The sequence below is a fragment of the Pseudomonas sp. GW821-FHT07E12 genome, assembly GCF_058986605.1.
In genome coordinates, this window is the sequence record NZ_JBYSVX010000014.1 from 1 (window position 1) to 26,960 (window position 26,960).

24 protein-coding genes are annotated in these 26,960 nt (G+C 65.8%); 3 read left to right on the top strand and 21 right to left on the bottom strand.

Annotation, left to right across the window (positions count from 1 at the left end; all coding sequences use genetic code 11):
* Positions 1–61 precede the first annotated feature (61 nt).
* The 21 genes from rnhB to AC3WJE_RS10015 form a co-directional block, all read right to left on the bottom strand.
* Positions 62–697: a ribonuclease HII gene (gene rnhB, locus AC3WJE_RS09915; protein ID WP_493730626.1), complete on the bottom strand. Its 636-nt coding sequence runs from the start codon at positions 695–697 to the stop codon at positions 62–64.
* A complete protein-coding gene (gene lpxB / locus AC3WJE_RS09920; protein WP_493730627.1) occupies positions 694–2,001 on the bottom strand; it encodes a lipid-A-disaccharide synthase in 1,308 nt (435 codons plus the stop codon). Before lpxB ends, rnhB begins: the two co-directional genes overlap by 4 nt.
* Positions 1,998–2,789, bottom strand: coding sequence for an acyl-ACP--UDP-N-acetylglucosamine O-acyltransferase (gene lpxA, locus AC3WJE_RS09925; RefSeq protein ID WP_493730628.1), 792 nt, complete (start codon positions 2,787–2,789; stop codon positions 1,998–2,000). The genes lpxB and lpxA overlap by 4 nt, the downstream gene beginning before the upstream one ends.
* A 25-nt stretch (positions 2,790–2,814) precedes the next feature.
* Positions 2,815–3,273: a 3-hydroxyacyl-ACP dehydratase FabZ gene (gene fabZ, locus AC3WJE_RS09930; RefSeq protein ID WP_493730629.1), complete on the bottom strand. Its 459-nt coding sequence runs from the start codon at positions 3,271–3,273 to the stop codon at positions 2,815–2,817.
* The gene (gene lpxD / locus AC3WJE_RS09935; RefSeq protein WP_493730630.1) at positions 3,270–4,292 is read right to left on the bottom strand and encodes a UDP-3-O-(3-hydroxymyristoyl)glucosamine N-acyltransferase; all 1,023 of its coding nucleotides are present in this window, start codon (positions 4,290–4,292) and stop codon (positions 3,270–3,272) included. The genes fabZ and lpxD overlap by 4 nt, the downstream gene beginning before the upstream one ends.
* 244 nt (positions 4,293–4,536) lie before the next feature.
* Entirely contained in the window at positions 4,537–6,879 is a 2,343-nt protein-coding gene (gene bamA / locus AC3WJE_RS09940; protein ID WP_493730631.1) for an outer membrane protein assembly factor BamA, read from the bottom strand.
* Positions 6,880–7,037: 158 nt separating this feature from the next.
* Positions 7,038–8,393 (bottom strand): RIP metalloprotease RseP, encoded by a 1,356-nt coding sequence (rseP, locus tag AC3WJE_RS09945; protein WP_493730632.1) that lies wholly within the window; start codon positions 8,391–8,393, stop codon positions 7,038–7,040.
* 40 nt (positions 8,394–8,433) lie between these two features.
* Complete coding sequence (locus tag AC3WJE_RS09950) at positions 8,434–9,606, bottom strand: 1-deoxy-D-xylulose-5-phosphate reductoisomerase (RefSeq protein WP_493730633.1); 1,173 nt, start codon at positions 9,604–9,606, stop codon at positions 8,434–8,436.
* A gap of 7 nt (positions 9,607–9,613) precedes the next feature.
* Entirely contained in the window at positions 9,614–10,468 is an 855-nt protein-coding gene (locus AC3WJE_RS09955; RefSeq protein ID WP_493730634.1) for a phosphatidate cytidylyltransferase, read from the bottom strand.
* A complete protein-coding gene (uppS, locus tag AC3WJE_RS09960) occupies positions 10,465–11,226 on the bottom strand; it encodes a polyprenyl diphosphate synthase (RefSeq protein ID WP_493730635.1) in 762 nt (253 codons plus the stop codon). Before uppS ends, AC3WJE_RS09955 begins: the two co-directional genes overlap by 4 nt.
* An 18-nt stretch (positions 11,227–11,244) precedes the next feature.
* Positions 11,245–11,802: a ribosome recycling factor gene (gene frr / locus AC3WJE_RS09965; RefSeq protein WP_493730636.1), complete on the bottom strand. Its 558-nt coding sequence runs from the start codon at positions 11,800–11,802 to the stop codon at positions 11,245–11,247.
* A 154-nt stretch (positions 11,803–11,956) separates the two neighbouring features.
* Entirely contained in the window at positions 11,957–12,679 is a 723-nt protein-coding gene (gene pyrH, locus AC3WJE_RS09970) for a UMP kinase (protein WP_493730637.1), read from the bottom strand.
* A 124-nt stretch (positions 12,680–12,803) separates the two neighbouring features.
* Positions 12,804–14,309, bottom strand: a complete 1,506-nt coding sequence (locus AC3WJE_RS09975; protein WP_493730638.1) for a sensor domain-containing diguanylate cyclase — start codon at positions 14,307–14,309, stop codon at positions 12,804–12,806.
* A gap of 126 nt (positions 14,310–14,435) precedes the next feature.
* On the bottom strand, positions 14,436–15,311 hold the full coding sequence (gene tsf, locus AC3WJE_RS09980) for a translation elongation factor Ts (protein ID WP_493730639.1): 876 nt from the start codon (positions 15,309–15,311) through the stop codon (positions 14,436–14,438).
* Positions 15,312–15,449: 138 nt separating this feature from the next.
* Positions 15,450–16,247 (bottom strand): 30S ribosomal protein S2, encoded by a 798-nt coding sequence (gene rpsB, locus AC3WJE_RS09985; protein ID WP_493730640.1) that lies wholly within the window; start codon positions 16,245–16,247, stop codon positions 15,450–15,452.
* 247 nt (positions 16,248–16,494) lie between these two features.
* Positions 16,495–17,178, bottom strand: coding sequence for a fimbrial biogenesis chaperone (locus AC3WJE_RS09990; protein ID WP_493730641.1), 684 nt, complete (start codon positions 17,176–17,178; stop codon positions 16,495–16,497).
* A 33-nt stretch (positions 17,179–17,211) separates the two neighbouring features.
* Positions 17,212–17,481 (bottom strand): hypothetical protein, encoded by a 270-nt coding sequence (locus tag AC3WJE_RS09995; protein WP_493730642.1) that lies wholly within the window; start codon positions 17,479–17,481, stop codon positions 17,212–17,214.
* Positions 17,482–17,572: 91 nt separating this feature from the next.
* Positions 17,573–18,586, bottom strand: a complete 1,014-nt coding sequence (locus AC3WJE_RS10000) for a Csu type fimbrial protein (protein ID WP_493730643.1) — start codon at positions 18,584–18,586, stop codon at positions 17,573–17,575.
* Positions 18,583–20,877, bottom strand: coding sequence for a fimbria/pilus outer membrane usher protein (locus AC3WJE_RS10005; RefSeq protein WP_493730644.1), 2,295 nt, complete (start codon positions 20,875–20,877; stop codon positions 18,583–18,585). The genes AC3WJE_RS10000 and AC3WJE_RS10005 overlap by 4 nt, the downstream gene beginning before the upstream one ends.
* Positions 20,878–20,962: 85 nt before the next feature.
* Positions 20,963–21,730, bottom strand: coding sequence for a fimbrial biogenesis chaperone (locus AC3WJE_RS10010; RefSeq protein ID WP_493730645.1), 768 nt, complete (start codon positions 21,728–21,730; stop codon positions 20,963–20,965).
* A gap of 26 nt (positions 21,731–21,756) precedes the next feature.
* On the bottom strand, positions 21,757–22,281 hold the full coding sequence (locus AC3WJE_RS10015; protein ID WP_493730646.1) for a Csu type fimbrial protein: 525 nt from the start codon (positions 22,279–22,281) through the stop codon (positions 21,757–21,759).
* A gap of 227 nt (positions 22,282–22,508) precedes the next feature.
* Between AC3WJE_RS10015 and map the strand changes: the two genes are divergently transcribed.
* The 3 genes from map to dapD are packed head-to-tail and all read left to right on the top strand — an operon-like array spanning position 22,509 to position 26,913.
* Complete coding sequence (gene map, locus AC3WJE_RS10020; RefSeq protein ID WP_493730647.1) at positions 22,509–23,285, top strand: type I methionyl aminopeptidase; 777 nt, start codon at positions 22,509–22,511, stop codon at positions 23,283–23,285.
* A complete protein-coding gene (locus AC3WJE_RS10025; RefSeq protein ID WP_493730648.1) occupies positions 23,282–25,894 on the top strand; it encodes a [protein-PII] uridylyltransferase in 2,613 nt (870 codons plus the stop codon). Before map ends, AC3WJE_RS10025 begins: the two co-directional genes overlap by 4 nt.
* Positions 25,895–25,914: 20 nt before the next feature.
* Positions 25,915–26,913 carry a 2,3,4,5-tetrahydropyridine-2,6-dicarboxylate N-succinyltransferase gene (gene dapD / locus AC3WJE_RS10030; RefSeq protein ID WP_493730649.1) on the top strand — a complete coding sequence of 333 codons (999 nt, stop codon included), beginning with the start codon at positions 25,915–25,917 and terminating at the stop codon, positions 26,911–26,913.
* Positions 26,914–26,960: the final 47 nt, after the last annotated feature.

Genomic DNA, 26,960 nt, shown 5'->3' on the forward strand with positions numbered 1-26,960 from the left:
GTCAGATGGGGATAAGAGACAGGGGCTTACCGGTAAAGCCCCATCGCGGCTGAAGCCGCTCCTACGGGGCTACTCCCAGGCAATCGCGTACTGGCGCGAAACTGCGCCGATGCTCAGGGCAGGGGCCGTGCGTGCGCAATGCGCGCAAGTGGGCCGGCGTGCCGTAGCCCTTGTGCTGGTCGAAGCCGTATTCCGGATGGCGCTGGTGCAGTTCGTGCATGTAGCGGTCGCGGGTGACCTTGGCGACGATCGAGGCCGCCATGATCGCGCGATCGAGTGCGTCGCCGCCGACCAGCGCCTCGGCCGGGCAGGGCAGCGCCTTGGGCACGCGGTTGCCGTCGATCCGGGCGTATCCGGCCACATGCGCAACGCCTTCCACCGCGCGACGCATGCCGAGCATGGTCGCCTGGAAGATGTTGAGGCGGTCGATCTCCTCCACCGTTATCAGCACCACGCTCCAGGCGAGCGCGCGTTCGACGATGCGGGGATAGAGCGCTTCGCGGCGTTCGGCGCTGAGCTGTTTGGAATCGTCCAGTCCGTTGATGCGTGGCTTGGATGGATCGAACACCACCGCTGCTACCGCGACCGGGCCAGCCAATGGGCCGCGACCGGCTTCGTCTACGCCGGCGTAGAGCAGGGATTCGGGATTGGGAATTGGGGATTCGTTGAACAGCGAGTAGCTGGTGGGGGATTTCATCGCGACTTCTCTTGCGAATCCCCACTCCCGAATCCCGAATCCCGTTGCTGCACCAGCAGCTCCCCCACCGCTTCGGCCGCGCGCGCGGAGGCGTCGCGGCGCAGTTCCGCATGCAGTCGCAGGTACTTGGGCTGCAACCGGGCAACGTCTTCGGGGTGTTCGAACCAGTTCAGCACCGCCGCCGCCAGTTGCTCGGGCGTGCAGTCATCCTGCATCAGCTCCGGCGCCAGATCCTCGCCTGCCAGAATGTTGGGCAGCGCGAAGCGGTCGACCTTGATCAGCTTCAGCGCCTTGACGATGCGGTAGGTCAACGGCGCGACCTTGTAGCCGACCACCATCGGGCGCTTGACCAGCATCGCTTCCAGCGTGGCGGTGCCGGACGCGAGCAGCACCACGTCGGCGGCGATCATCGCGGTGCGCGCCTGGCCGTCGAGGATGTGCGAGTTCAACACCGGCAGCGCCGAGCGCGACAACTGTTCGGCGATCAGCGACCTGCAGCCGGGATTGGCGGCCGGGATCAGTACCTGCAAACCAGGCAGTTTCTCGGCCACCTGCCAGGCGGCTGCAAGGAACGTGTCGCCCAGGCGGTTGATCTCGCCATGGCGGCTGCCAGGCAGGAGCGCCAGCACCGGACTGGATGAAGACAACCCGAGCGTGGCGCGTGCCGCGTCGCGGTCGACCTGGTAGGAAATCGCATCGGCCATCGGGTGGCCGACGAAGCGTGCGTCCACGCCGTGGCGGTGATAGATCGCCGGCTCCATCGGGAACAGGCACAGCACCATGTCCGCGCTGGCACCGATCTTCTCGGCGCGCTTTTCCTTCCATGCCCACACCGATGGGCTGACGTAGTGCACGGTGCGCACGCCGCGCTGCTTGAGCCAGCGCTCGACCGGGAGGTTGAAGTCCGGTGCGTCGATACCGATGAACACATCCGGCTGCCAGGCCAATGCACGCTCGCGGAACTCGCGACGCAACTTCAACAGGCGCGGCAGATGCCGCAGCACTTCGACCAGCCCCATCAGCGACAGTTCGCTGGCGTCGAACCAGGTCTCGCAGCCGGCATTGCGCATGGCATCGCCGCCGATGCCGGCGAATTCGGCATCGGGATAACGCTTGCGCAATTCCTCTATCAGCCCGGCACCGAGCAGGTCGCCGGAGGTTTCACCGGCGAGCAGTGCTACGCGCAGCGGCGCTGCGCGGGGATTCGGGATTTGGGATTCGGGATTCGCAACCAAGCCATCGTTCGGGCCGCTGCCGGCGCCGTTACGAATCCCCAATCCCGAATCCCGAATCCCGACGCTCATCGCAACAACGGCCGCTCGGTGTGCTCGATGAACTCAAGCATGTTGCGCACATCCTCGCTGTTGCGCGCCTGGTCGGCCAGTTCCTGCTTGGCTTCGGCCAGCGGCAGGCCGGCCACGTACAGCGTGCGGTAGGCGCGCTTGATCGCGGCGATGCGCTCGGGCGAGAAGCCGCGACGCTTGAGGCCTTCGCTGTTGATGCCGCGCGGGCGGCCGAGCGAGTCGGTGCCGACCATCGTGAACGGCGGCACGTCGCCATTGGTCAGTGCGCCCATGCCGAGGAAGGCGTGCGAGCCGATCCGGCAGAACTGGTGGGCGCCCGAGAAGCCGCTGATGATCACCCAGTCGCCGACCACGACATGACCAGCCAGCGTGGTGTTGTTGGAGAACACGCAGTGATTGCCGACATGGCAGTCATGGGCGACATGGGTGTAGGCCAGCATCCAGTTGTCGTTGCCGATCGTGGTGATGCCGCCGCCGCCACTGGTGCCGCGGTTGATCGTGACGAACTCGCGGATCAGGTTGTTGTCGCCGATCACCAGCTCGGTGCGCTCACCGGCGAACTTCTTGTCCTGCGGTTCGCCACCGATCGCCGCGTGGCCGATCACGCGATTGTTGCGGCCGATGCGGGTCGGGCCATGCACACTGCAATGCGGACCGATCTGCGTGCCTTCGCCGATCTCGACATCCGCACCGATGATGGTGAAGGCGCCCACGCGGACATCGGCCGCCAGCTTGGCCGACGGATCGATGACGGCGGTGGGATGGATCAGGGGGGTATCGTTGCTCATCGTTCCTCCAGATACGCTCAGGCACTCAGCCCTTGGCGCCGGCGCACATCACTTCGGCACTGGCGACCACTTCGCCGTCCACCTTGGCCTCGCCGTAATACCAGCCCATGTTGCGGATCAGCCGTTTCATCTGCACGTCCAGGATCAACACGTCGCCGGGCACGACCTGCTTGTTGAAGCGCGCATTGTCGACCTTGACCATGTAGAACAGCGTGGACTCCGCATCGCGGTCCAGGCACAGCTGGGTCATCACGCCGCCGGCCTGCGCCAGCGCTTCGATGATCAGCACGCCAGGCATGACCGGCCGGGTCGGGAAATGGCCCTGGAAGAACGGCTCGTTGATGCTCACGTTCTTCTGCGCCACGATGCGGCGGGCTTCCCGGTCCAGTTCCAGCACCCGGTCCACCAGCAGAAACGGGTAGCGGTGCGGAAGCAGTTCTTGAATGCGGGTGACGTCGATTGGCAACTGCAGCGTATCGTTCATTCTTTCTCCTTGCCCACAGCCAGAATGCGCCGGGCAAGGGCATCGAGCTGCTTGAAGCGCGCAGCGTTCTTACGCCACGTACGGTTGTCGGTAAGCGGGGTTCCGGACGAATATTCGCCCGGCTCGTGGATGGAATTGCGCACCACCGATTTGCCGGTGATGATGACCTTGTCGCAGATTTCCAGATGGCCAACCACGCCGACGTGGCCGCCGAGCAAGCAGTAGCGGCCGATCCTGGCGCTGCCGGCAATGCCGGTGCAGCCGGCGATCGCGGTATGTGCGCCGATGCGGCAGTTGTGGGCGATCTGCACCAGGTTGTCGATGCGCACGTCCTCTTCGAGCACGGTGTCTTCCAGCGCACCGCGATCGATGCAGCTGTTGGCACCGATCTCGCAGTCGTCGCCGATCACCACGCCGCCAAGCTGCGGCACCTTGATCCAGCGGCCGGCGTCCATCGCCAGGCCGAAGCCGTCGGCACCGAGCACCGCGCCGGGGTGCACGCGCACGCGCTTGCCCAGCCGCACGCGGGTGACCAGGGTGACGCGTGCGATCAGTTCCGTACCGTCGCCGACCACACAGTCCTCGCCGATCACGCTGCCGGTGCCGACGATGCAGCCGTCGCCGATCACGCTGCGCGCGCCGATGCTGACGAAGGCGCCGATATGCGCGGTAGGCGAGACAGTGGCGCTCGGGTCGATGCTCGCCATCGGGTGGACACCGGCCTCGCGTGCCGGTGGCACGTCGAACAGCGCGGAGATCTTGGCGAAGGTGGTGTAGGGATCTTTCGCGATCAGCGCGGTGCCCGGCGCAGCCTCGGCGTCATCGGCACGCAGCACCACGATCGAGGCCTGGCTGTCGGCGAGCTGCGCACGGTAGCGCGGATTGGCCAGGAAGCTGAGCTGGCCGGTACCGGCCTGGGCCAGGGTGGCGACACCGTGGATGGCCACGCCGCCGTCGCCGTGCACCTGCAGGCCGAAGCGCTCGGCGATGTCCTGAGCGGTATAGGTAGGAGTATTCACGCCGGGATTCTACTGTGCGCGGGGATAGCGGTCATGCTGCGTGGTGCGAACGGGTACGGCACGGGCTGGATGTCCCATCCGTGCAGCTGGCGGTCGACGAAATGGAAAAAAGCCCCCTTTAGTAAAGGGGGCGCGCCGACAGGCGCGGGGATTTGGCAAGCCAAGACGCGGGACCCATGCGCCCTGCTTCTCGGGCGTATGGGCCGGCGGGGGGCGAGGTCCCCGCCGGGCGCCGGGCAGTTCGCTAGAACTGCCCGCCAAAGGTGAACTGCAGGCGTTCGATCTCGTCGCCGTCTTCCTTCTTGAGCGGGAACGCGTAGCTGATCGAGATCGGGCCGACCGGCGCGCGCCACAGCAGGGCGATACCGGTGGAGACGCGAAGATCGCTGGCGCTGAAGTTGCTCCAGCCGTCGTAGACGTTGCCGTAGTCGACGAACGCGGAAACACGCGCCGACGGGCTGTCGAACAGCTTCGGGAAATACATTTCGAACGAGCCGACCGTCTTGACCGAGCCACCCAGCGGCTGACCCTTGCTGTAGTAGTAGGTCGCTTCCGAACGCGGGCCGAGCGTGTTGTCTTCGAAGCCGCGCACGGAGTTGGTGCCGCCGGCGTAGAAGTTCTCGAAGAACGGCAGGCCGGAGGCGGTCACGTGGCGGACCAGGTTGGTTCCGTCGCAGGTTTCGGCGGTGAAGACGGAATCCACTGTCTCACCGCAGATATCGCGCGAGTAGGTCTTGCCGTAACCTCCGCCGTAGCCCAGGTCCAGACGCGAGTTCAGCACGATCGACGGGATGATCGGCCAGTACTTGGAGAACGAGTAGGTGAGCTTGTAGTACTCCGCCGTCGAGCCAGGCAGCGCCACTTCCGCGCCCAGGCGCTGATAGGTACCGCGGGTCGGCATGAAGTAGTCGTTACGGGTGTCGCGCGCCCAGCCCACCTCGGTCCGCCAGGTATGGAAGGTCTTCTGGCCGACCGCGTCGATGTAATTGATGATCGCGGTCGGCGTGTAGCCGGCGTAGGTGGTGATCTGGTTGCTGTCGATGCCGAACATCACCGAGAACGCATCGTTCTCGGTGATCGGAATGCCGAAGATCGCCTGCGCCGAGCCCTTCTTGCTGTTGTACTGCGCGGCGTTGTAGTCGGAGTAGTCCAGCTTCTGCCACGCCAGGTTGTAGCCCAGCGAGATGCCGTCGTCGGTGAAGAACGGATTGGTGTAGGAGAACGAGTAGCGGTCCTGGTAGCTGCTGCGCGAGGCTTCCACCGACACGCGGTTGCCGCCGCCGAGGAAGTTGTTCTGCGACAGCTGCACCGAGGTGGTCACGCCGTAGGTCTGCGAGTAACCCAGGCCGATCTGGAAGCTGCCCGAGGTGGTCTCCTTGACGTTGTAGACCACGTCGACCTGGTCGTTGCTGCCCGGCACGGCCGGCGTTTCGACGTTGACGGTCTCGAAGTAGCCCAGGCGCTGCAGGCGGATCTTGGAGCGGTCGATCGCCGCCTGCGAATACCAGGTGTTCTCGAACTGGCGCATCTCACGACGCAACACCTCGTCGGAGGTGCGGGAGTTGCCCTTGAAGATGATCCGGCGCACGGTGACGCGTGGACCCGGCACGACCTGCAGGTTGACCGCGACGGTGCGGTGCTCGCGGTCGGGAACCGGAATCGGGTTGACCTTGGCGAAGGCATAGCCGACGTTGGCCAGGGTGTTGGTGATCGCGTCCGAGCTGTACTCGAGCAGGGCGCGCGAGAAGATGTCGCCGGCCTTGGGGATCACCAGCTTCTCGACGTCTGCCTGCGGCAGCACGGTGTCGCCGGTGACCTTGATCTCCGAGATCTTGTAGCGCTCGCCTTCGGTGACGCCGGCGCTGATGAACATGTCGCGCTTGTCGGAGCTGATCGCGACCTGCGTGGAATCGATGTTGAAGTCGATATAGCCACGGTCCAGGTACCAGGAGTTGAGCTTTTCCAGGTCGCCGGACATCTTTTCCTTGGAGTACTGGTCATCGCGGCTGTACCACGACTTCCAGTTGTGCTCCTTGGACTCCCACTGGTCGGTGATGTCCTTGTCCAGGAACTTGTCGGTGCCGACCAGGTTGACGTGGCGGATCTTGGCCGCCTTGCCTTCCTTGATCGCGATCGCCACGTCCACGCGGTTGCGGTCCAGCGGACTTACCGTCGGGGTGATCTGGACGTTGTACTTGCCGCGGTTGTTGTACTGACGGGTCAGCTCCTGGGTGACGCGGTCCAGGCTCAGGCGGTCGAAGGTGCCGCCCTCGCTCAGGCCGATGTCGCTCAGGCCCTTGAGCAGTTCCTCGGACTTGATGTCCTTGTTGCCGGTCACGGTCAGCTTGTTGATCGCCGGACGCTCCTTGACCGTGATCACCAGGATGCTGCCCTGGCGGTCGAGCTGCACGTCCTCGAAGAAGCCGGTGCGGTACAACGCACGGATCGACTCGGCCACCTTGGAATCGTCGACGGAGTCGCCACGATTGACCGGAAGGTAGGTGAAGACGGTGCCGGAGGAAATGCGCTGCAGGCCGTCGACGCGAATATCGCTGGCGACGAAGGGCTCGGCCGCGACCGCGAGCATAGGCAGGCTCAGGCCGGTGGAAAGGGCTAGAGCGAGGAGGCGGCGAGTGGGAAATCTCGTCATGTCACATCCGGTTGAAGTCGAATTCGTGGGTTGCAGGTTGCCGGCGTATGACGACGACATGAGGGGCTTGTGTTCTTTTGCAGCAGGTTTTTTCGTCACGGGACCTGGCCGAGGATGTCGTTGTAGAACGCCAACCCCATCAGCCCGGCGAGCACCGCCAGGCCCGCGTATTGCCCGGCGGCCATGGCTCGCTCACTGAGCGGGCTGCCCTTGACCAACTCGATAAGGTAATACAGCAGGTGTCCCCCGTCCAAGATCGGGATCGGGAGCAGGTTGACGATCGCCAGGCTCAGCGACAGCAGGGCGAGGAAGTACAGGAACCAATCCACGCCGCGCTTGGCCGAGGCGTTGGCGACCTTGGCGATGGTGATCGGGCCGGAAATGTTCTTGACCGAGGCATGCCCGGTCAGCATGCGCCGGATCATGCCGAGCGAGTCGCCGGCCAGGCGGCCGGTCTCGCGGATCGCCGCCGGCACCGCGGCGAACACGCCGTACTGCAGGCGGGCGTCGTAGGGCGGGGCCGCCCCGCGCCCCAGCGCGATGCCGATCCGGTAGGCCGGCTGGCCATCGGTGCCGGCTTCGCGGGTCGGCAGCAGTTCCAGTGCCAGCCGGTCGCCGTTGCGCTCGACCTCGATCATGCCCTGACCACCACGCTCACCCAGCGTCTGGATCTGCGGGGCGACCTGGTCGGATGAATCCACCGGGTGGCCGTCGATCGCGACAATCCGGTCCCCTGGCTTGAGCACGCCATCGGCAGCCGAACCGGGGACGATCTCGGAAACCTGCGCCGGCTGGTTCATGAATTGCCAGCTGAAACCCGCCAGTTCCGGCGCGCGCTGCTCGGAGAAGCCGGCCGGCAGCTGCGACATGCGCACGGTGACGGCCCGCTCGCCACCATCGGCGTCGACCGCCTGGACGCGCACGTCGCGCTGGTCCATCGCGGCGGTGGTCAGCAACATGCTGGTGTCGGCCCAACTGGTCACGGTGCGGCCATCGACCGATTGCACGCGGTCACCCGACCTCAGCCCGGCTTGCGCGGCCAGGCCTTCGACATGGCCGAGCGTGGCCGAATAGTCCTGCTTGCCGATCACGAACATCGCCCACAGCAGCAGCATGCACAGCAGCAGGTTGGCGATCGGGCCGGCCGCGACGATCGCGATCCGCTGCCAGACGTTCTTGCCATTGAAGGCCATCGCGCGTTCGGCCGGATGCACGTTGCCTTCGCGCTCGTCGAGCATCTTGACGTAGCCGCCGAGCGGGATCGCGGCGATCGCGAACTCGGTGCCATGGCGGTCGCGGCGCAACCACAGCGGGCGGCCAAAGCCGACCGAGAAGCGCAGCACCTTCACGCCACAGCGGTGCGCGACCCAGAAATGGCCGAATTCGTGAAACGTCACCAGCACGCCCAAGCTGACGATCATCCACCAGATGGATCCGAGCAGGTCACTCATGGGTGGCGGCCGTGGAAGGGCAAGTGCAAGGGCATCGGGCTCAATGGCGGGCGAGGGCTGCTTCGGTCACCTGGCGGGCCTGGGCATCCACTGCCAACAGGTGTTCCAGCGTATCCGCATTTTCCCCGGGAAGCGTGGAGAGCGCGTGCTCGACCAACGCAGGGATAGCTAGGAAACCGATCCGGCCCTGAAGAAAGGCTGAAACCGCGACTTCGTTGGCAGCGTTCAGGATCGCCGGCGCGCAACCGCCGGCATTCATGGCATCCCATGCCAATTTAAGGCAGGGAAAGGCATCCAGATCGGGGGCTTCGAAGTCCAGTCGTCCCTGCTGGCGCAGGTCCAGACCGGCCACGCCGGAACCGATCCGTTCCGGCCACGCCAGGCCCACTGCCAGGGTGGTGCGCATGTCGGGCAGGCCGAGCTGGGCCAGGGTGGAGCCATCGACGAACTCGACCAGCGAATGCACCAGGCTCTGCGGGTGCACCAGCACTTCGATGCGCGAGGCTTCCAACCCGAACAGGTGGTGGGCTTCGATGACTTCCAGGCCCTTGTTCATCAGGGTGGCCGAATCGACCGAGATCTTCGGGCCCATCGACCACTTCGGATGGGCCACGGCCTGGGCCGGTGTCACCTGCGCCAGCTCGGCACGGCTGCGGCCACGGAACGGGCCGCCGGAAGCGGTCAGGACAACCTTGCGCACCCCGCGACCGGCGTCGCACGAGTTCAGGCATTGGAAGATCGCGCTGTGTTCGCTGTCGATCGGGATGATCTCGCAGCCGGCCGTGGCGGCGGTGCGCATCAGCAGCTCGCCAGCGAGCACCAGCGATTCCTTGTTGGCCAGCAGCAGGCGCTTGCCGGCGCGCGCGGCAGCGAGCGTGGAAGGCAGTCCGGCGGCACCGACGATCGCCGCGATCACGGTGTCGCAGGCGTCGCTGCCGGCCAGTTCGATCAGTGCGTCCTGGCCGGCGTGTGGCTGGATGTCCAGGCCGGCTTCGCGCAGGCCATGGCGCAGCGCCTGGAACAGATCGGGATTGGCGATCACGGCGTGATCGGGGCGATGCTTGCGGCACAGTTCGATCAGTTCATCGACCTTGCTGCCCGCCGCCAGCACGCTGGCGCGCAGGCGTTGCGGATGGCGCGCGATCACATCCAGCGCGGAGGCGCCGATCGAACCGGTGGCGCCGAATACGGCGACCTGACGAAGGGAACTCACGGCCATCTCAGAAACCCAGGATTTCCTTGCCGAGCGCGAACACCGGCAGCGCGGCGAGCACGCCATCGATCCGGTCCAGTACGCCGCCGTGGCCGGGGATCACGTTGCCGGAGTCCTTGGCGCCGGCGTGGCGCTTGAGCAGGCTTTCGAACAGATCGCCCAGCACCGAGGCCAGCACCGCCACCGCCGCGACCAACAGCAGGCGCGGCAGGTAGGCAATCGGGAGGCCGGCGAGCAGGCCGAACACGGTGGCGACCGCCAGGCCAGCCAGCAGGCCGCCGATCACGCCTTCGATGGTCTTGTTCGGGCTGATCCGCGGCGCCAGCTTGTGGCGGCCGAAGTGGCGGCCGGCGAAATAGGCACCGGAATCCGCCGCCCACACCATGGTCAGTGCGGTCAGCAGCCACAGGTGATCCCGCAGCGAGGCGGCGCCATCGAACGCATCGCGCGTGCCCAGGTGCAACAGCAACAGCGCCGACCAGGCGGGGATCACCGCGAGCGTGCCGGCGGCAAGCTTGAGTACACCGGCACCGCTGTCGCCGGGGTTGGCGCCGAAGTTGAAGAAGCGCAGCCACAGCAGGGCCAGCAGCCACCATCCCACGCCAATCAGCACGGCGATCTGGAACAGCACGGCCGAGCCGGCCGAAGCCCACACCAGCAGCACCATCAGCAGCAGGTTCAGGACCAGCAGCACGGTGCGCGGCAGGGTGTCGTCGAGCCCGGACAGCTTGAGCCATTCCCACAGCCCGGTCAGGAACACGATGGCGGCCAGCGCCGCCAGCCAGTCGGTGCGCAGGAACAGGATCGCGCAGATGGCGACCGGCGCCATGATCAGTGCAGCGATGACGCGGGTCTTGGTCATGCGGAAGAGCTCTCGGTCGCGTGCGTGGCGATCTGTGCGCTGGTCAGGCCGAAGCGACGCTCGCGTCCGGCGAAGTCGTCCAGCGCCTGCTGGAACACGTCGGCATCGAAATCAGGCCACAGCGTCTCGGTGAACCAGAGTTCGGCGTAGGCGAGCTGCCAGAGCAGGAAGTTGCTGATGCGGGTATCGCCGCCGGTGCGGATGAACAGATCCGGCGGTGGCAGGTCAGATAGCGCAACGCGCTGGGCAAGCCGTGTTTCGTCGATCTGCTCCGGTGCCAGCCGGCCAGCGGCCACGTCCTCGGCCAGCGCACGCGCGGCCAGGGCGATGTCCTGGCGCCCGCCGTAACTGGCGGCGATCGACAACACCAGGCGCTGGTTGCCGGCGGTGGCGGTTTCCGCACGCTGCATGCGTTCGCCGATGTTCGCGGCGAAACGCGTGCGGTCGCCGATGAAACGCACCTGCACGCCGCGCCGGTGCAGCTCATCGACCTCGCGATCGAGTGCATGCATGAACAGCTTCATCAGTGCGTCGACTTCATCCTGCGGCCGGCCCCAGTTCTCGCTGGAGAACGCGAACAAGGTCAGCGCCTGGATGCCTTTCTCGAGGCAGGTGTCGATGGTGCGATTGACCGCACGCGCACCGGCACGATGCCCGATCATGCGCGGGCGACGTCGACGCTGCGCCCAGCGCCCATTACCATCCATGACGATGGCAATGTGACGGGGCAACTGCGGGGATGCTTCGGAGTCGGACATGGCTGTGATCAACGAGGATCAGACTGCCATCAGTTCCTGTTCCTTGCCCTTGACCACGTCATCGACATCCTTGATCGCCTTGTCGGTGATCTTCTGGATGTCTTCCTCGCTGCGACGCACCTCGTCCTCGGTGATCGCCTTGTCCTTGAGCAGGTCCTTGACCTTCTGGTTGGCATCGCGGCGGATGTTGCGGATGGCGACCTTGGTCTCTTCGCCTTCGCCGTGCACGACCTTGGCCAGCTCCTTGCGGCGCTCCTCGGTCAGGGCCGGCAGGTTGAGGCGGATGGTGGTGCCGGCGGTGTTCGGAGTCAGGCCCAGATCGGAGGCGAGCAGCGCCTTCTCGATCACGCCGACCATGGCCTTGTCCCACGGGCTGATCACCAGCGAGCGCGCGTCGGAGACCGACACGGCGGCAACCTGCGAGAGCGGGACGTCACTGCCGTAGGCACTGACCCGGATGGTGTCGACCAGGCCGGTCGAAGCGCGTCCGGTACGCACTTTGACCAGGGTATGGCGCAGGGCCTCGATGCTCTTGACCATGCGGGATTGAGCGTCTTGTTTGATTTCGTTGAGCATCGCCGGAGTCCGTGTGGAGCTGAATCGGGCGATTATAGCCGGGACCCGGGACCCGGGACCGGGGACCCGGGAAAAAACGCGGCTGTGCGCTGCGGCGTTGAAGCCGCGGTTCACCTGGCTTTCCGGGTCCCGAGTCCCCGGTCCCGGCATCTCCTCAGCTACGGCCCTTGACCAGCGTGCCGATCGCCTCGCCGCGCAGGATGCGCAGCAACACGCCCGGCTGGCTCATGTCGAAGATGCGCAGTGGCAGGTCGCTGTCGCGGGCCAGCGCGAAGGCGGCGGTGTCCATCACCTCCAGCCCCTGCTTGATGACCTCGTCGTAGCTGAGGCTGTCGTACTTGACCGCGTCGCTGTGCTTCTTCGGATCCTTGTTGTAGACGCCGTCGACCTTGGTCGCCTTCAGCAGCAGATCCGCGCCGATCTCGATCGCGCGCAGCGCCGCGCCCGAGTCGGTGGTGAAGAACGGGTTGCCGGTGCCGGCGGCGAAGATCGCCAGGCGGCCCTTTTCGAGGTGGCGGATCGCGCGGCGGCGGATGAAATCCTCGCAGACGTCGTTGATCTTGAGCGCGCTCATCACCCGCACCTTGGCGCCGAGCTTTTCGAGCGCGTCCTGCATCGCCAGTGCGTTGATGACGGTGGCGAGCATGCCCATCTGGTCGCCGGTGACCCGGTCCATGCCGCCTGCGGCCAAGCCGGCGCCGCGGAAGATGTTGCCGCCGCCGATCACCAGCGCGACTTCCGCGCCGGCCTGCTGCGCCTCGATCACCTCATGGGCGAGGCGGTTGATCACCTTCGGGTCGATGCCATAGTCCTCGTCTCCCATCAGCGCCTCCCCGGAAAGCTTGAGAAGGATGCGGCGATAGGCAAGTTCGGACATGGGATACCTCGGGAGTGGGGACGGCAAACGGCGCAAATTCTAGCGGATGCGCACAGGCCCGAGATGTAAATTTTTCCTTAGACGGCGAATCGGGCCGTGGATCGACACGTTTGCGGTGATGCTCTCAGCTTCCGACCGTGCTGGGCTCGACGCCATACACGTTGACCTGGTTGCGACCGCGATGCTTGGAGCGGTACAGCACTTCGTCGGCGGCCTTGAGCAGGCTTTCCACGTTTTCGAAGTTCAGGCCGTCGCCCTGGGTCGCCAGGCCGGCCGAAAAGGTGATGTGAAGCGGGCCACCGGCGGACTGGGCCATGGGCGAGCGCGAGGTCTCCGCCAGCACCCGCTGCAGCACCGCCTGTGCGGCGGCCAGCGGGGTATTCGGCAGGATCACCAGGAATTCCTCGCCGCCATAGCGCGCGATGACATCGCTGCTGCGCATCATGCGCTGCAAGGTGTGCGCGAAGTTGCGCAGCACCTCGTCACCGACCAGATGGCCGTGTGCATCGTTGACGCGCTTGAAATCGTCCAGATCGATGAAGGCCAGCGACAGCGGCCAGTCGTGGCGATTGGCGATCTCGAATTCCTGCTCCAGCCGCGGATGCAACTGGTGGCGGTTGTAGACGCCGGTGAGCGCGTCGCGACTGGCCTGTTCGGCGAAGTGGCGGACGCGGTTCTCCGACTCGTCGGCCTGCCGGCGCGCATCGGCCAGTTCCTGCAGCTCGCGCAGGCCACGCAGCGATGCCAGTTCGCGAGCCTGCTCGAAGATCGCCTCGACATGTCCCGGGTGCGGAACCTTGACTTCGAACAGCGCGCTGATGTCCGGCAGCGATTCGCCGATCCGCTCGATCACCTTCTCGAAGCGCTCCGCGTCAAGCGGGAGCACGTCCTTGACCAGGGCGAATGCGGCATCGCGTGCCTGCACCGGGTCGTCGGACAGCCAGATGTCGGCGACAGGGCCGGACAGCGCCACGCAGGCGGCGAACGGGTCGTTCGCATCGGCAGGTGCCTCGCTGCGGGCGATGGCCTTGCACAGGTATTCGGGGAGATTCCACTCGCTGGCCAGCCAGCCGCCGACCACCGCGTGGTCGCAGCCCAGGACCGCACGCTCGGTCTCGATCAGCGTGGTGTTGTCGATCGCGCCTTCCAGCAGGGGCGCGTAGAGGCTGGGATTGGCTTTCAGCAGCGCCAGGATGCCGATGTCCTGCAGCAGCCCGGCCAGCAGCAACTCCTCGGGCTTGCGCAGGCCGCGCGCCTGTCCGAGCACCCGGCAGGCCAGGGCGGTGATGACGCTGCGGCGCCAGACGCGCTCGTGCAGCGGATGCGTTCCGAACGCGTTGTGCAGGTCCTGCACCATCGAAAAGCCCAGCGCGAGACTGAGGGTGGCGTTGAGGCCCAGCATCGCCAGCGCTTGACCCAGGTTCTCGACGCGACGACGGCTTGCGTACAGCGGTGAATTGGCCACTCGCATCATGCGGGCACTGAGCGCCATGTCCATGGCGATCACGTCCGCGGTGCTGGTCATGTCGGCATCCGGATTCTGGGCCAGCTCGATGATGCGCAACGCGACGCCCGGGGGCGAAGGCAGGTTGCGACAGTAGGCCAGTGCAGCCTGGAGTTCTGGTGGCATTCTCGTATTTTGTCGCGGTTCAGCCGAAAGTACAGTATCAAAGTATTGCCGGACGATGATGCCGGTGGCCGGAAAGAAAAAAGCCGCGGCGGGCCGCGGCTTTTTTGCTGTAACCGACCGGTCGGATCAGACCTGCATCGCCTTGGCGACTTCGGCGGCGTAATCCTCGACCACCTTCTCGATGCCTTCGCCGACCACCAGGCGCTGGTAGCCGCTCACGTCGGCGCCGGCAGCCTTGACCACCTGCTCGACCGACTTGTCGCTGTCCAGCACGTACGGCTGGCCGTACAGGGTGACTTCGTTGACGATCTTGTTGATCTTGCCGCTGATGATCTTTTCCAGGATCTCGGCCGGCTTGGACTTGTCCTTCTCGGACATCTTGGCCAGTTCGATTTCCTTTTCCTTGGCGACGAACTCGGCCGGCACATCGGCGGCCTTGTTGTGCGGCGGATTCATCGCGGCGACGTGCATCGCCAGGCCACGAGCCAGCTCGGCATCGCCGCCGACCAGCTCGACCAGCACGCCGATCTTGCCGCCATGGATGTAGGCGGCCACGTTGTTGGCGCCTTCGACGCGGGCCAGGCGACGGATCTGGATGTTCTCGCCCAGCTTGGCGACGGCGGCGGCGCGGGCTTCCTCGACGGTCTCGCCGGAGGGCAGCTTGGCGCTCTTGAGGGCTTCCGCGTCGGCGGCGCCAGAGTTCAGCGCGGCCTGGGCGATCGCATCGGCGAAGGCGATGAAGTTCTCGTCCTTGGCGACGAAGTCGGTCTCGGAGTTGATCTCGACCAGCACGGCCTTGCCGCCGGCCTGGGCAGCGACGACGCGGCCTTCGGCGGCGACGCGGTCAGCCTTCTTGTCGGCCTTGGCCAGGCCCGACTTGCGCAGCGCCTCGGCGGCAGCGTCGATGTTGCCGGCACTCTCGGTGAGTGCCTTCTTGCATTCCATCATGCCGGCGCCGGTGCGCTCGCGCAGTTCCTTGACCAGGGAAGCAGTGATTTCCACGGAATTACCTCGTATGCGGTGTGTAGGGCGGGGCGTGGCCCGCCAACAGGTATTCGATCCGGCCTGGCGAGGACGGGCCGGTGGCCCGTCTGCCGGAGGGGCGGCCACGCAGCATGGCGTGACCGCATGGCAGGCCGATTACTCGGCGGCTGCCTCGTCCTTCTTGCCCTTGCGGGCCGGGGCGCGGCGGGCTGCCTTGGCTTCGTCGGAAGCTTCGGCGAACTCTTCCTCGCGGACCGAGGCCGAGTTCGGAGCGGCAGCCTTGCCTTCCAGGACGGCGTCGGCGGCGGCGCGGGCGTACAGCTGCACGGCGCGGATGGCGTCGTCGTTGCCCGGGATCGCGTAGTCGACCAGGGCCGGGTCGTAGTTGGTGTCGACCACGGCGATGACCGGGATGCCCAGCTTCTTGGCTTCCTTGATCGCGATGTCCTCATGACCGATGTCGATCACGAAGATCGCGTCGGGCAGGCGGTTCATTTCCTTGATGCCGCCCAGCGAGGCTTCCAGCTTGTCGCGCTCGCGGCGCAGGCCCAGCACTTCGTGCTTGACCAGCTTCTCGAAGGTGCCGTCGGTCTCGGCCGACTCCAGTTCCTTCAGGCGCGCAACCGACTGCTTGACGGTGCGGAAGTTGGTCAGCGTGCCGCCCAGCCAGCGCTGGGTCATGTACGGCTGGCCGCAACGCTCGGCTTCTTCCTTGATGGAATCGCGTGCGCTGCGCTTGGTGCCCAGGAACAGGATGGTGCCGCGCTTCTGCGCGACGCTCGAGAGGAAGTTCATCGCGTCGTTGAACAGCGGAACGGTCTTCTCGAGGTTGATGATGTGGATCTTGCCGCGGGCGCCGAAGATGTACGGAGCCATCTTGGGGTTCCAGTAGCGGGTCTGGTGGCCGAAGTGGACGCCGGCTTCCAGCATCTGACGCATGGTGACTTGGGGCATTGCGATAACTCCTGAAAAGGAACCGCCGCGCATTCATGTAAGCGCGGTCCGCCTTGAGGGGCGGGGGTTCCGGGGTTGGGCCTCCCTGTCGCTTCCGTGTCCGAACCCCTTGCGGGGCACCCCGGTACGGATGTGGGCGGCAGGTGTGGATTCGCCGATGACGTCCGGCGTGGACGGTCCGCCAAGCAGGCGAACCGGAGAATCATACCGGTCGATGCCGGCTCAGGCAAATCTGCATGGGCCGGCATCAGGGTTGGGCAGCGGTAATCTCGCGTTCGCCTTGCCCGTTCAGGTCGGCCATGAAGCGCCCGCCGGCATAATCATCTGCCCGTGCCGGCAGTATCCAGCTACGTGTGCTCCCTGGCAGCACATAGCCTGCCAGGCCGGGTTGCAGGTGCTGGCGATGGCCGTCGGCGGATACAAACGTCAGTTCTTCCAGGCGTGCATGTTGTGGGCCGGCATTGTGCAGGTACAACCTTGGTGTGGCTTGGGTCTCCAGCCGCAGGTATAGCCGCGGGGGCGCCGGCAGCGTCGTCGGCAGCACGAACACCGGGGCCGAGTAGCGCAGGCGGGGCTTTGCGGTTCCGGTGGGCAATTCACTGACGATCAGCCGATAACTGCGTTCGGTTTGTGCCGGTGGGGTGGTCAGCCGCACCAGCCGCAGGCGCTGGTGCGCACCCGGCGGCAATACAAAACGGCTGGGGCTGACCGCCAAATCCCGGGCCGGTTGCAACTGCTCGTCATCGTCCTGCTGATGCCATGCATACAGCTCAGCTTCGGCGGACCAGGGATGGGTACCGTTGTTGACCAGATCGATGGTCGCCTGGAGTTCGTCGGCCGGCACCTGCACGCTGACTGGGCTGATTTGGATCGAGTCCGGTGAGTCGGCCGCGGAACTGAGCGGATAACCGATCGCTGCCAGCCAAAGCATCGCCGATAGCATGGCAGGCCCGGGACGCATCGCTCAGAACGTATAGGTAACGAAGGTGCGCTCGGCCTCGGCGTCCTTGTCGGTGGGGGTCAGGGCCGTGACCTGGGGAGGTGGGCTCGATGCAACATCCATAGCATCCATGCCCGGATTCCGCGCCGGCAGCGTGCCGCAGGAGGATGGTGGAGCGGCAGCTTGCAGTGACAGCACGCAGCTGTGGACCAGCCGCAGCCGGACCTGCAACTGGGTTTGTTCGTTTCCGGAAGCGGCGAAGGAGGTGGCCAGAATGACCAGGGTCAACGACATGGCCAAGGCTGGGCGAAGCATGCAATAACCGGGCAGGAGCTGGAGGGATGGCTTCTCCGGTTATCGGCCACGCCGGGTGCTTCTTCAGCAATCAATATGTGATCGTGACCGTGACGACGTCGCTGTAGCTGCCGGCGGCGGGGTTCTGCACAGGCACCTGGCCATACACGGTGACGGTCTGGGCCCCACCGGTACCTGTGCCGGGGGCTGTGTCGGTACCGATCGTGTTGCCCCAGCGCAAGCTGTGGGCATTGTCCCGGTACAGCTCGTAAGTGACGTAGTTGCTGCCTTGTCGCATGCGTCGCACGTTGCCATTGGCGTTCTGGCCGTTGTCCAGGCCGATGTTCCAGGCGGTGAGGTTCGTGCAGGTCAGGCCAATGTGGGTGGTGCCCGCGATGGCGCTGGCGATGCCGGCGGAGGTGACCTGGCCAAAGTCCAGGTTGCTGGTCACATAGGTATCGCAATGGGGCGCGACGTTGGCGGTGACGGTCAGGGGAAATGCGCTGCTGGCGGTCTTGGTGCCGGTGATGGCGGTAGTGCAATTGGTCGGGTAGCTCGTGTTGCCGATGATGCTCTCGTTGTAGGCATAGTTGAGCACGGCGGCGGCACCGGTAAAGCTGCTGCTGTAGCTGCCGACCGAGAAGCTCTGCGTGGCCGGTATCCGTCCGTACAGGGTCACGGACTGGGATTGAGAGCCGCCGATCAGCGGTACCGGATAGGCGAAATCCAGCGTCAGCGGCGTGGGGATGGTGGTGTTGCCGAGCGCGCCCCATATCTGGGTGCGCGCGGCGTCGATGTAAAGCTGGTATTGCGTGGTGTTGCCGGCGGCGCTGGACATCCGCCGGGGGGCGAAGCTGCCCACCCCGCCGCTGCCATCGCCCAGACCCAGGCACAGGCGCACCCGCGCGGTACCCAGCACCGCCAGCGCGGTGGTGCTGCAGGTGATGGAAAAGCTCACGCTGCTATCGGTGTTCGAGCTCGAGCTGGCCGTGCCGAAGGCCAATGTGGCGCTTTGCACTGTGCAGGTGGTGTTGGCGCGTGCCGGTCCGGGACATGCCCACAATCCCGCCAGCATGATGAGCAGCAGGAGGCCGGGATGGTTCATGGCGTCTCCTGGAGACAGGGCAATGGGCCCAGTCTCGGCAACTCGCCAGCATCGGGCGGATAGTCGAACCGCGCGACGCAGGCAGCATCCTTGGTTTGCACGTCCAGGATGTTGTGAGCCTGCAGCGTGTCCAGGTAGGTCTCTCCGTCATAGCCGACCAGTACCGTGTCCGCACTGCCGCGCAGACGTACCTCGCTGCCGGGTGGCAACGGTTGTCCGTTGGCGTCGTGCAGTACCAGCAGCGCTGCACGTACGCTTTTGATCTCGAAATCCACGCGCACGCCGGCTTTCTGGCGTGGGGTGGCGTCGGCTTCGACCCGTGTTACCCGCACATTGGCCGGCAGATCCCATGTGTCGATCGTCAGGCGGTTGCGCTGCCACGAGCGCAACGGCGTCACCAGGAGTACGCCGTCGGCGTTGGTGACGCCGATCGGGCGATTCTCCAGCCGGACCGGAACGCCAGGCCAACCGCCCGTGTCCACCAGGGCGAAGGCGTCATTGATGTCGCGCGCGGCGAAGACGTGACCGCCCATCCACACCAGACTGCCGCTGGCGTCGGCGTAGGCATAGCCCTGGCCGGCCTGGTTGGCGATTCCGACGGAGTAGCGGCCCACGTTGCCAAGCCACCCCAGCTCGGCCAGTCCACCATTGCCATCGCCCGCGCGTGCCTGCAGGCGCCAGCCGTATCCGCCGACGTCACCATCACCGGGAAGCGGGCGTGACAGATCGGCGACCAGCGCCTGTTGATCACCATTGCGCTGCAACGCCAGGTTGGCCTGACGCTCGTCGCCAAGAGCGGCTGAGAATGCGAGATAGATGCTGCGATCCTGCGATCGTTCCAGGTTCTGGCTCATCGACAGGCTGCCCGCCCAGTTCCCCGCAAGGGCGCGCGACCAGAACAGGCTGGCATAGCGCGAACGCATTCCGTCGGGGTATTTGAGGTTGACATAGCTGGTGCTGAACGAGCCGGCAAACTCGGAATTCACTCCGAACGTCGCGAAATCGCTGGCTTGTGCAGGCAGGAGCCCTTGCAGCGCACTGAGGTCGCGAAAATCACCGTGGCTGCGCTGGGTGCCGATGCTTGCGCTGAAGCGGCGACTGTTCCATTGATAGCCGAGGGCGAACTGGCCGCCGTCCATGGCATGCAGGCTGCTGTGCGCATAGGCAGCGTTGAGCACGCCGCCGCTTTCGCCAAGCAACCAGGCCGCGCCCGCGCCTGCCAAGGCCAGGCCGCCGCCGCCCTCGGCATGCGCCTCGACGGTGGTCGAGTCGCTGATGCCGCGGCGCAGGCTGGCACTTGCCACGGGGCGCGAATCGTAGGCGAACGAGCGTATCCCGAATGCCTTGCGCAACCAGCCGGTCTCGATCGACCAGTCCGACTCTCCGGCGGCGAGCAGGCGGCTGGTGCCGTACAGGGGGAAGTCCAGGGTCTGCACCCGGCCGTAGGCGTCGGTCAGCACAATCTGTGCGTTGCCCGCCCCGCTGATCGCCGGCTGGCTGGCGAGCTGGAACGGCCCGGCCGGTACTTCGCCGCTGTATTGGCGCAGACCCTCGACATACAGTTCCACGTTCGAAGGCAGCGCAGCTTCGCCAAGGAAGCCTGGTGTAGGCGTGATGATGCGATAGGGCTGCAGGGCGAAGTTGCGCCTGATCTGTATGCCCCCCATGCGCATGCTGCGCGACCAGTCGAGTGAGCCGCTGTAAACGTCGCCGATGCCCAGGCTCACCGCCGACTTCGGGAAGTCGAATTGCCAGGTGGTGTCCAGACGCACGTACTCATGGCGCCAGCCGCTACGGGTTGCGTCACGCACGGCCTGGTTGATCCCGGTATGGGTCAGTGTCCCATTGCCGATTCCGAACAGCCGCAATTCGCTGCCCAACACCACGCTGTCGGTTCCGCCTGTGTGATTGGCATACAGGTCGTAGTTGACAAGTGCACCCGGCGAGGCGGTGGCCTCGGGGGCGGCCTGGGAGGATTCGCCAAGCTGGGTCGGGGCCAGGCTCAGTAGCGACCACGGTGCCTGCAGCCTCAATTGCTGCTGCGCGACGTCGTAGTCGATGTGGATGCCTTCGAAGCTCTCCAATGCCAGCCACTGTTCGGCGGCGTGGTCGGACACGATGAAACCGATGTCGCGCAGCGTGGCGACCTGCGCCTGCAGGTGCCCGTCGCGTTCGAGGAACAGCCGCAGGCCACGTTGACGCTGGTTCAGGCTGACTTCCAGATACAGGTACAGGTTCTGTCCTCTGAGTTGCTGCGCCTGCATCGGCATGGGCAGGTCGGCTGCGTCCATCCCCCCATTGCGGGATGGAAGATCGATTCCGGAGGCGGTGACGGCCGGCGCCAGAAAGCTCGCCAGAAGCATCAGCAGCCAAGCCTCAGGGGGAGGTCGCGGGCAGCAACGGGCGTTGTGCCGCTTCACCATTGATCCTCGCCAGCAAGGTGGCCGCGCTCAGATGCGCCAGGGGCCGTGTCAGCGTCCAGCGCATGGTCTGGCCGGCTAGGACATAGCCCACCAATCCATTTTTCACGGGGAGCGGGCCGGCGGGGCCCTCCAGTGCCAGATCGGCGATCTGGGCGTGTCCAGTACCGCGATTGCGCACCTCCAGCACGGCATGTCCATCGGCATCTGGCAGCAGCCTGGCCTGCAAGTCGGATCGTGGAATTTCCTGTCGTTCCTGAGGTGTCAGGAATATCGGTACCGAGTAGCGCAGCACGAACTGCATGCCACGCTCGTTCGGATCGAAGCGCGGCAATTCGTCGATCACGATGCGGTAGGCGGTTTCGGCGTCGGACGGCGCCGGCACGGCACGCACGACTCGCATCAGTTGACGTTGGCCGGCGCCCAGTTCGCTCATCGGTGGGCTTACCAGCAGATCCTGGGTGGGTTGCAGGTCGTCATGGCCGTTGTCCTGGCGCCAGCGGTAGATGCGTGCCTGCACCTTCACCGGCGCGTCGCCGCTGTTGGTGAGCCAGAGGCCGTCGGCGCGCTGGCTCTCGCCCAGGGTCATGGACGTGGGGGCCACCTGCAGGCTGGCAGCCATGGCCGGCTGCATCCCCATCCACCACATCAGCACGCCCAGATACAGGCGGCAGCCCTGCCAGGCTCCGCCAGCCCGCCGTGTGCGCGAGGTTGTGGAGCGCATCCCGACGCTCATGGGCGGTCCTTGCGTCAGTAGGTGATGGTCGCGGTGACCGTATCCTGGTAGCTGCCGGCAGCCGCATTGGCCAAGCTTGCATTGGCCACACGACCGTAGACCGGGTAGGCCTGGATGAGGCCGGTGCCGGTGCCAGACGCCGCCTGGTTACCTGCCGTGTTGCCCCAGATCTGACTGCGGGCCGTGTCCTGGTACAACTGATATGGAACGAAGTTGTTGGTGGTGACGGCTGCATTGGTGTTGATCATGCGGCGGGTGGTGACGTCGTTGGCCGTGGCGGCGTTGATGCCCGCATTCAGCGAAATCGTATAGGGCGTCAGTGCCGTGCATTGGGCCGTGACACTACCGGTAGCGTCGGTGTTGGTAGTGGTGGTGGAGGGAATCGTGCCGAAATCGACATTGGTGGCCGCGGCCGCAGTGATCGTGCATGCCTTGGTGATGACGATGAGGACGTTGAACGTGGTGGTGTCGGCGGCTTGAACCTGGCCGATGCCGCCTGCCAGGCTTGCTGCGATCAGGGCAGTGAGTGCGGGACGCATTGGCAATCTCCCGTGGCCAAAGGCACTGGGTACGTGCGGAAACCAGCTCATTCACGCGTATTGCGGGCCTTGTATATAGCGCCCCGGGTGCAGGCCCCGTGAGGGTGGGGTAACCCCCTCAAGTTCATGGGATTGGCGGCGGCAATCGTCGGGCGGACGGGCTGGCGGTGGCGGTGGCAGGCAAAAGATCGCGTTCAGATTCAGCCCCGATCGGCGATAATGTCCCCATGACCGTCAATCTCAAGACCCCCGAAGAAATCGAGAAGATGCGCATCGCCGGCCGCCTGGCCGCCGAGGTGCTCGACATCGTGGCCGAGCATGTGAAGCCTGGCGTGACCACCGCCGAGCTCGACCGCATCTGCCACGACCACATCGTCAACGTACAGGGCACGATCCCGGCCAACGTCGGCTACCGGGGTTACCCCAAGACGGTATGCACGTCGGTCAACAACGTCATCTGCCATGGCATCCCCAATGAGGGCAAGGTCCTCAAGGAAGGCGACATCGTCAACATCGATGTCACCGTGATCAAGGACGGCTGGCATGGCGACACCAGCCGCATGTATTACGTCGGCACGCCGTCGGTGATGGCCAGGCGCCTGGTCGAGGTGACCTACGAGGCGATGTGGCGCGGCATCCGCGCGGTCAAGCCGGGCGCGACTCTCGGCGATGTTGGCAACGCGATCCAGCAATACGCCGAGGCCGAGCGCTTCAGCGTGGTGCGCGAGTACTGCGGCCACGGCATCGGCAAGGTCTATCACGACGAACCGCAGGTGCTGCACTACGGCCGTGCCGGTGAAGGCCTGGTGCTCAAGCCGGGCATGACCTTCACGATCGAGCCGATGATCAACGAAGGCACGCGTTACACCCGGGTGCTGCCGGATGGCTGGACCGTGGTTACCAAGGACCGCAAGCTCTCGGCGCAGTGGGAGCACATGATTGCCGTCACCGAGGACGGCGTGGACGTGCTGACGCTGTCGCCCAGCGATACCGGACACGCGTGAACAGGCCGGCGACGGCGGGGCCCTCCGGTACCGATATCGCCGGCGATGGCGAATGGGCGGCGCAGGCGCGCCAGTCGCTTGCCCATACCGATGGCCGGCTGGGCCGGCGCTTCGATCAGGCTGACGACATCGACCGTCTGGTCGCGCTGCGCGCGCGGACGGTCGATGAATTGATCCGCGATGCATGGTCGCGCTGCGTTCCGGCCGATGCCGGCCTGTCGCTGCATGCGGTCGGCGGCTACGGGCGCGGTGAACTGTTCCCGCGCTCGGACATCGATCTGCTGGTGCTCGGCGCACCGGACCAACAGACCCTCCACGAACAGGCGCTGGCGCGGCTGTTCGCGCTGCTGTGGGACGCGGGACTGCCGGTCAGCCATGCGGTGCGCTCGCCGGAGCAGTGCACGCAGGCGGCCGAGGACCAGACCGTGTTGACCGCATTGATCGAATCACGGCCGCTGGTGGCTGATGCCGCCGCGCGGGCGGCGCTTGCCGATGCGGTCGCGCCGGAACGGGTCTGGCCGCCGCGCGAGTTCTTCCTGATCAAGCGTGAGGAATTGCAGGCGCGGCATCAACGCTTCGGCGATACCGCCGACAACCTGGAGCCCGACATCAAGGAGGGACCGGGCGGCCTGCGCGATCTGCACACGCTGGGCTGGATGGCATTGCGCACATTCGGCGTGCACGACCTGGATGCGCTGGTCGGTCTGGGGCATCTCGGCCCGGACGAAGCCGCCGCGCTGCGCCGCGAGCGCCGCGAACTGGCGCGCCTGCGCTTCGGCCTGCATCTGGTCGCCAACCGGCCGGAAGAACGGCTGCGGTTCGATTACCAGAAAGCGCTGGCACAGCGGCTGGGCTTCCACGACGACCCGGAGAACCTGGGGGTCGAGAAGATGATGCAGCGCTTCTACCGCAGTGCGGCGATCGTGCGCCGGATCAGTGATCGCATGCTGCAGCGTTTCGAGGAGCAGTTCGACGGAGAGGCGCCGCCGCAGCCGCTGGGCGAGGGTTTCTCGCTGCGGCGCGGCTATCTGTCGGCAGACCAGCCGGGCTGGCCCAACCGCGACGTGCTGCAGGTGTTCGCGCTGTTCGCGACCTGGGCCGCGAACGGCGAGGTGCGCGGCCTGCACTCGTTGACCGCACGCGCATTGGCGGAAGTGTTGCGGGTGCTGCCGGCTTACACCGCGGCCTCACTGCAGGCGCGCGAGGCCTTCATGGCGTTGCTGCGTGGGCCGCGCGCGGTGGAGACGCTGACCCGGATGGCGCGGCTCGGCGTGCTCGGGCAATGGATCCCGGCGTTCGCCAAGGTGTCCGGGCGAATGCAGTTCGACCTGTTCCATGTGTACACGGTCGATCAGCACACGTTGATGGTGTTGCGCAATCTCGCGCAGTTCGCCAGCAGTCGTTCCGACGAGCGTTTCTCGATCGCGCACGAGGTATGGCCGCGCCTGCGCAAGCCGGAATTGATGCTGCTGGCGGGCCTGTTCCACGACATCGCCAAGGGGCGCGGTGGCGACCACTCCGAACTCGGTGCGGTGGACGCGCGCGAATTCTGCGTGGCGCATGCACTCAGCGAGAGCGATACCGAGCTGGTCGCATGGCTGGTCGAGCAGCATCTGCGCATGTCGGTGACCGCGCAGAAGCAGGACATCTCCGATTCGGGCGTGATCCATCGTTTCGCCTCGCTGGTGGGCAGCCGCGAGCGCCTGGACTATCTGTATCTGCTGACCTGTGCCGATATCGCCGGTACCAGCCCCAAGCTCTGGAACACCTGGAAGGACCGGCTGCTGGCCGATCTGTACTTCGCGGCCCGGCGCGCGCTGCGCGAGGGTCTGGAGAATCCACCACCGCGCGAGGAACGCCTGCGCGAGGCGCGTGAATCCACGCGCGTGCTGCTGCATGTGCAGGGCGTGGCCGACGACGTCATCGATCGCCAGTTCGCCGGCATGCCCGAGGAGTGCTTCCTGCGCTTCCGGCCTGCGCAGTTGGCCTGGCAGGCGATGTCGCTGATCGAGGTGGAGATCGGCGGCACGCTGGTGAAGGCGCGCCGCGCCGCGCCCGACAACGACGCGCTGGAAGTGTTCGTGTACTCGCCCGATCGCGACGGCCTGTTCGCCGCGATCGTGACCACGCTGGACCGCAAGGGCTACGGCATCCATCGCGCACGCGTGCTCGATGCGCCAAACGGGGCGATCTTCGATACCTTCGAGGTGTTGCCGGCCGATGCCTATGCCGAGCCCGATCCGGATCGTCTTGCGGCGGCGCTGGCGCAGGTGCTGGCTGGCGATCTGGCCAACGTGCGTACCTCGCGCCGGGTGGTGCCGCGGCAGTTGCGGCATTTCCGCTTTGCGCCACGCGTTGAATTCAAGGATTCCACGGACGGCAGCCGCACCCGGCTCAGCCTGGTCGCGCCGGACCGTCCCGGCCTGCTGGCCGATGTCGCGCAGGTTCTGCGCAGTCAGCACCTGCGCGTCCACGATGCGCGCATCGCCACGTTCGGCGAACGTGCCGAGGATCAGTTCCTGATCACCGACGAGCACGATCGTCCGTTGCCCGATCTTTCCCGCCAGGCCCTGCACGATGCGTTGCAGGCCTGTCTCGACCCCCAATAAACACGCTGGAGATTTTCCTGATGGCTACCAAGCCCACGTCCAAGAAGCCCGCCGCGAAGAAGCCTGCCGTCGCCAAGAAGGCGGCGAAGGTTGTCACCAGGACGGTACCCAAGAGCGCGGCACCCAAGTCGGAAGACCATGCCGAGCACGCGGCGCGTCGCAGCCTGCGCAAGCCGCCGGCGCCCGGTGTGGCCGAGTTGAAGTTCGGTATCGAGAGCGCGTTCGAACGTCGCGCGATGTTGACCATGGATGAGATCGAGGGCTCCACCAAGGGCATGGTGAACAGCGTCATCGACGGTCTGGAAAGCGGCGAGTTCCGCGTCGCCGAGCCGGACGGCCATGGTGGCTGGAAGGTCAACGAGTGGTTGAAGAAGGCGGTGCTGCTGTACTTCCGCGTCAACGACATGGCGGTGGTGGATGCCCGCCCAGCGCCGTTCTGGGACAAGGTCGAGGCGCGTTTCGCCGGTTTTGACGAGGCCAAGTTCCGCGCTGCCGGCGTGCGCGTGGTGCCGGGGGCGGTGGCGCGTCGCGGCAGCTATTTCGGCAAGGACGTGGTGCTGATGCCGAGCTTCACCAACATCGGCGCCCACGTGGGCGAGGGCACGATGGTCGATACCTGGGCCACGGTCGGTTCCTGCGCGCAGATCGGCAAGCATTGCCACTTGTCCGGCGGTGCCGGTATTGGCGGCGTGCTGGAACCGCTGCAGGCCAGCCCGACCATCATCGAGGACCATTGCTTCATCGGTGCACGCTCGGAAGTGGTCGAGGGCGTGGTGGTCGGCCATCACAGCGTGATCGGCATGGGCGTGTTCATCGGCCAGAGCACCCGCATCTACAACCGCGCCACCGGCGAGATCAGCTACGGCTACGTGCCGCCGTACAGCGTGGTGGTATCCGGGCAGTTGCCGTCCAAGGACGGCACGCACTCGCTGTACTGCGCGGTGATCGTCAAGCAGGTCGATGCGAAGACGCGCAGCAAGACCAGTGTCAATGACCTGCTGCGTGGGTTGGCGGATTGATTCGCTTCTCCCGATCAGAGGGGCTGATGCAATTGCTTAGAGAAACC